The sequence below is a fragment of the Streptomyces sp. NPDC057438 genome, assembly GCF_042802995.1.
GTDB lineage: Bacteria > Actinomycetota > Actinomycetes > Streptomycetales > Streptomycetaceae > Streptomyces.
Genome location: NZ_JBHVDD010000218.1, coordinates 1 through 1,086 on the forward strand (window position 1 = coordinate 1; position 1,086 = coordinate 1,086).

A 1,086-nucleotide genomic window follows, 5' to 3' on the forward strand; every position below is an offset into this window, starting at 1 on the left:
AAACCAGGAGGCTTCAAGTCCCGTGGTCGTACGGGTCCTTGGCGTGAGGGACAGGTAGCGGTGAGGGCGCGGGCTTGGTGATCATTACGGGCCCCGACCAGGTCGCTCACCTGAGCCTCTGGTTCGGCTCGGTGCCCGACCCGCGCTCGCGGCGGGGTCGGTGGCACTCACTGACGCCGGTCCGGTCGACGTGTACCTGCGGCGGTCGTCTACGGTGCGAGGAGTGTCGAGAACGAGCGGGGTGCGAGGGCCTCGGGTGGGCCGTTCACGGCCCTCGCTGTGGGCCGCACCTGCTCGGGTGGCGGCGCACACCGTCGTCGGCGGCGATCAGGCGTGTGCCGGGGTTGTTGACGGCGACGCCCCGGACCGGGCGGTTACTGCCTGCCACGCCGACCGGCACCATGCCACCGACCAGCACCGCGGGGGATCGCCGGCGTCCGCACCCGCAGTTACCGGTAGTTCGTTACATCCGGCGGTGGTGTGGGTTGACGACGGGTCGGGTTGGTCGTAGGCCGGTGATAGGGGCCAACTGCCGTACTGGGGCTGAAGATGACGGCTCGACCGTCCGTGTCCCCTGCGCCGGGGCCCGCTGGAGGACTACGCGGCCCAGTTCGACGACCTCTTCTTCAGCCTTGCCCAGCGGCGAGGGTTTCGTGAGTATCTGACCGGGCTGCTGGCGCCGCGAGAGCGGAACAAGACGATCACCTGCCAGGCAGGGGCGGAGGGACCGCAAGGACGGCACGGCGACCGCGAATGTGGGCCGGCGGTGGCTGGGCCGGTACGGCAAGACCGACAACGGCATCGTCACGGTGACCACGGTGTGGACCGACGGCCGCGTGTACTACCCGCTGCACACGACTCCCTATGTCCCGGCCCATCACTTCGCCCACGGCCGATCGATCCGGATTTCCGCACGAAACCGCGGCTGGCCGCTGCCCTCGCGGCCCGCGGGAAGGAGGCGGGCTTTTCCTGCCGGGCGGTGGTCGCCGAACGACTGCACCTACTCCGTCAGCGACGACTGGCATCTCGCACTGCGTGAGGCCGGGCTGGCCTAAGTGGTCGCGCTCACTTGAAGCCTCCTGGTTC

Annotated in this window: 1 protein-coding gene; it reads right to left on the reverse strand. The window is 69.6% G+C overall.

Annotation, left to right across the window (positions count from 1 at the left end):
- Window positions 1-265 precede the first annotated feature (265 nt).
- The gene (locus tag ACFU5F_RS42500; protein ID WP_383899061.1) at window positions 266-388 is read right to left on the reverse strand and encodes a hypothetical protein; all 123 of its coding nucleotides are present in this window, start codon (window positions 386-388) and stop codon (window positions 266-268) included.
- Between the last annotated feature and the right edge of the window lie 698 nt (window positions 389-1,086).